The organism is Mycobacterium sp. DBP42 (assembly GCF_005924235.1).
Classification (GTDB): domain Bacteria; phylum Actinomycetota; class Actinomycetes; order Mycobacteriales; family Mycobacteriaceae; genus Mycobacterium; species Mycobacterium syngnathidarum.
The window spans coordinates 1-4078 of record NZ_VCMY01000084.1 but is presented as its reverse complement, the minus strand read 5'-3'; the positions used below and the strand labels follow the sequence as shown (position 1 = coordinate 4078).

At 68.3% G+C, this 4078-nt stretch carries 5 protein-coding genes; 2 read left to right on the top strand and 3 right to left on the bottom strand.

Going from position 1 to position 4078, the window contains the following annotated elements:
• On the top strand, positions 1–1011 hold a 1011-nt coding region (locus tag E0T84_RS31430), incomplete at its 5' end, for an LCP family protein (protein WP_249383795.1).
• A 149-nt stretch (positions 1012–1160) separates the two neighbouring features.
• Positions 1161–1709 (top strand): ferritin, encoded by a 549-nt coding sequence (locus E0T84_RS31425; RefSeq protein ID WP_070947199.1) that lies wholly within the window; start codon positions 1161–1163, stop codon positions 1707–1709.
• Positions 1710–1721: 12 nt separating this feature from the next.
• On the opposite strand, the gene E0T84_RS31420 is transcribed toward E0T84_RS31425, so the two are convergent.
• From E0T84_RS31420 to E0T84_RS31410, 3 genes are read right to left on the bottom strand one after another with little or no spacing between them, the layout of a single operon-like run.
• A complete protein-coding gene (locus E0T84_RS31420) occupies positions 1722–2549 on the bottom strand; it encodes a glycerophosphodiester phosphodiesterase (protein WP_070185075.1) in 828 nt (275 codons plus the stop codon).
• Between the two features lie 5 nt (positions 2550–2554).
• Positions 2555–3658, bottom strand: a complete 1104-nt coding sequence (locus E0T84_RS31415) for a DUF4328 domain-containing protein (protein WP_070185076.1) — start codon at positions 3656–3658, stop codon at positions 2555–2557.
• 41 nt (positions 3659–3699) lie between these two features.
• A complete protein-coding gene (locus tag E0T84_RS31410; RefSeq protein WP_070185077.1) occupies positions 3700–4041 on the bottom strand; it encodes a rhodanese-like domain-containing protein in 342 nt (113 codons plus the stop codon).
• Positions 4042–4078 lie beyond the last annotated feature (37 nt).

Genomic DNA, 4078 nt, shown 5'->3' with positions numbered 1-4078 from the left:
CGGCCGGCCACACCGGCGCAGGCTCCCAGGCCCCGACGCAGGCGGCACTGGGGACGTCGGGTGTTGTCGATGGTCGTGGTTCTCGTAGTGGCGGCCGTGCTGGCGATGATCGGCGGTGGGCTGTGGATCGACTCGTCGCTGCACCGCATTCCGGCCCTGGCCGACTACCCCGAGCGTCCCGCCGCCGCGAAGGGCACCACCTGGCTCTTGGTGGGCTCCGACAGTCGCCAGCACCTCAGCCCCGAGCAGCAGTCCGACCTGGCCACCGGCGGTGACATCGGCACCGGGCGCACCGACACGATCCTGTTGGTGCACATCCCCGGGATCGGCGCGGGTACACCGGCCACGATGGTCTCGATCCCCCGGGATTCCTATCTGCCGATTCCCGGCTACGGCGAGGACAAGGTCAACGCGGCGTTCTCGCTGGGCGGGGCACCCCTGCTGGCACAGACCGTCGAGCAAGCCACCGGCCTGCACCTCGACCACTACGCCGAGATCGGGTTCGACGGCTTCGCCGCAATGGTCGACGCCGTCGGCGGGGTGACGATGTGCCCGGCCGAGCCGATCAGCGATCCGCTGGCCGGGATCGAGCTACCGGCCGGCTGCCAGGAACTCGACGGCCGCAGTGCGCTCGGCTACGTCCGTACCCGCGCCACGCCGCGCGCCGACCTGGATCGCATGATCCACCAGCGGGCGTTCATGTCCGCCCTGCTGCACCGGGCCACCAGCCCGGAGGTGCTGTTCAACCCCTTGCGGTGGCAGCCGATGGCCGAAGCCGCCACCAACTCGGTGGCCGTCGACGAGAACGCACATGTCTGGGACCTGGGCCGGCTGGCCTGGGCGATGCACGGTGACGACATGGTCACCACCACGGTGCCGATCGGGGAGTTCACCGGCAGCGACTCGGGTGCGGTGGTGGTGTGGGACAGCGACGCGGCGGGGCGCCTGTTCAACGCGCTGGCCGACGATGCGCCGGTGCCCGACGACGTCATCGAAAAGCCCCAACCTTAAGCAAGGCAACGCTAAATTCGGGATCAGCAAATTCTCAAGAGCAAATGTTATGCACGCCACAACGGCCGCGGTCAACTAAGGTAAAGCTGACCTCAATGAGGTCTACCTTCGATGACAATCCGCGTTGACCTGCTATACCCTCGGCGATCATGACGACGACCAGTGAACTCGACACGAAATTCCACGCTCTTATCTCCGATCAGATTCGCAGCGAGTTCACCGCGTCACAGCAATACATCGCAATTGCGGTTTATTTTGACGGTGCCGACCTCCCGCAGCTCGCCAAGCACTTCTATGCGCAGGCGGTCGAGGAGCGCAACCACGCCATGATGCTGGTCCAGTACCTGCTCGATCGCGATATCGACGTCGAGATCCCCGGTGTCGATGCGGTGTGCAACCGCTTCGATGCTCCCCGTGACGCGCTCGCGCTGGCCCTGAGCCAGGAGCGCACCGTCACCGAGCAGATCAGCCGGCTGGCGAGCGTGGCCCGCGAAGAAGGCGACTACCTCGGCGAACAGTTCATGCAGTGGTTCCTCAAGGAGCAGATCGAAGAGGTCTCGTCGATGGCGACACTGGTGCGCATCGCCGATCGCGCCGGTGCCAACCTGTTCCACATCGAGGACTTCGTGGCCCGTGAACTCGCCGGCGCCACTGCCGTGGACCCGGGCGCACCCAAGGCCGCGGGCGGAAACCTCTAGCGCTCCCGGCCGTCAGTCCCGGCCCGCACCGGTCAGGCCGTTCTGCAGCCAACTCTTGGTGCGGCCGGGATGATTGGTGGCCACCCAACCGACACCGATATCCCGGCAGAACTGGACGTCCTCGTAATGGTCGACGGTCCAGCAGTACAGCGCCCGCCCCTGCGCGGCGGCCCGGTCGACCAGTTCCGGATGCTCACGCAGGGTCGCGATCGACGGACCCACCGCGGTGGCGCCGACGGTTGTCGCGGCGCTTCCGCCCAGGTATCGCGACGTCTCCCCGAGCAGCACGGTGGGCAGCATCGGTGCGGCCCGGCGGATCCGCCACACGGCCGCCGCCGAGAAGGACATCACCACCGCGCGGGACAGATCGGCCGAGGCCGGCGCGGCGATCCCGTAGCGGTGCAGAAGCGCCAGCACCTTGTTCTCGACCAGCGCGCCGTAGCGCACGGGATGTTTGGTCTCGATGAACAGCTTGACCGGGCGGTTCCAGTCCAGCACCAACGAGACGAGCTCGTCGAGGGTCAGCAGCCCGTCGGATCGCCCACCCGCATGCCATGACCCGTAGTCCAGCCGGCGCAGCTCGGCCAGTGTCATCTCACTGACCAGCCCGGTGCCGGTCGAAGTGCGGTCCACCCGGCGGTCGTGCACACAGACCAGATGCCCGTCGCGGGTCAGCCGCACGTCGCATTCCACGCCGTCGGCACCCTCACTCAGCGCCAGGTCGTACGCGGCCAGTGTGTGCTCGGGCTTGTCGGCGGACGCTCCGCGGTGGGCCACCACGAACGGGTGCCCAGGTCCCGGGGTCGCCTGCCCGGCGGCTCCGCCGTCGCCCGTTTCCATAGGGCCTATGCTGCCGGGTTCTGCCCTTGGGGCTCAACCGGAACGGCGGATTCAGCCGAATCCTCACGATTCTGCGAAGGCTCGGCCGCCTCGGCTGCGGGTGCCTCTTGCTCGACCACCACCCAGCGCCGGATGCCGCGCTGCGCCGTCGTGCCCGTACCGCTGCCGCCTTCGAAACCGGTGAACACCTTCGCCGTCAGCAGAAAGGCGGCCATCGCCAGCAGGTACCCGACGATCGTGGTCACCGTGTTGTCGGCGATGTTCTGGGCGGTGTCGTCGAAGAACGTCACGTACACGGTGCTCACCACCGACCACGCCGCGACGACGGCACTGAGCACCCACACGATCCACCAGACCACGATCGATCGCCGCAGGTGAGAGAGGCGGCCTTCCAGCGCGGCCAGCTCCCACACGAACACCGGCGCCATCACGAGGTTTACCCCGGGCACCAGACAGCAGACCCACAATGTCGTGGTGCTGCGCGGATCCACCTCGCCGTGTGCGGCGTATCCGGCGGCCCGACGCGCAATCAGCCAGCGCACGAGTACCACCACGGTCATGACTACGCCGACGAGCGCGACGACACTGGCCAGCAAGCCGATCACCACGCCGCCGATCGCGATCAACGGGTGTAGCAGCACGCTGCGGTTGATCAGCAGCAGCGCGTACCGGATCAGGTGAGCGAAGGCGGCGACGCCCAGAAGCACCATGGCCGCGACGAGCATGAGGCGCACGGCACCGACGCCGGAGTCTTCGGCGGTTTTCTGCGGTGGTTCCTCGAGATCGAACTGCTGGTGCAGCCCCCAGCTCGGGATCGCCCGGTAATGCGGTGTGGGTCCGAGCGGGCGCCGGCGGCGCCGCTGATATGGCGGGGCTCCGGGACGGAGCGCGACCCAGCGATAACCGGGAGCGAGTTGGGGCGTGCGTTGCGCCGTTGCCGACGGCGCCTGCGCGGCAGACGTGGGCGATTGGGCAGGCGGTCCCCACTGGCTCTGCGGCACCGACGACGCAGCGGGGGCCAACAACGAGCCCCCGCATCGGGGGCACCACGACCGCTGCCGGTCACGCACGTTCCAGCGCGTCCCGCACTGCGAACACACCTGGATCATCCGACCAGCCTAGCCACGATCCCCTGACACGTCCGGCCCGGTCAGACGCTGCCCGCGCCGCCGGCGTCGGTGATGACCGGACGTCCGGCTCCGGCCCAGGCCAGCATTCCGCCTTCGACGTTGACCGGGGTGTAGCCGTTCCGGGCCAAGTAGTTGGCCACCCGCAGGGACCGACCGCCGGCATGGCAGATCACGTAGAGCTCGGCGTCCGGATCGATCTCGGCGATCCGGGCCGGGACATCGCCCATCGGGATGTGCTGCGCCCCGGCGGCGTGGCCGCGCTGCCATTCGTCGTCCTCGCGGACGTCGAGCAGTACCACCGACCCTCCGAACGTGGTGGGAACCGCAGTGATATCGACCTGCCCGACTTCCACATCGTCCATGCCCCAATGCTCGCATGCCCCCGGCGCCCACCGCACC

Excerpts from the sequence above, each read along its gene's own strand:
- E0T84_RS31420 (WP_070185075.1), bottom strand. The coding sequence starts at position 2,549 with ATGGAAACGGGCGACGGCGGAGCCGCCGGGCAGGCGACCCCGGGACCT.
- E0T84_RS31425 (WP_070947199.1), top strand. The coding sequence starts at position 1,161 with ATGACGACGACCAGTGAACTCGACACGAAATTCCACGCTCTTATCTCC.
- E0T84_RS31410 (WP_070185077.1), bottom strand. The coding sequence starts at position 4,041 with ATGGACGATGTGGAAGTCGGGCAGGTCGATATCACTGCGGTTCCCACC.
- E0T84_RS31415 (WP_070185076.1), bottom strand. The coding sequence starts at position 3,658 with ATGATCCAGGTGTGTTCGCAGTGCGGGACGCGCTGGAACGTGCGTGAC.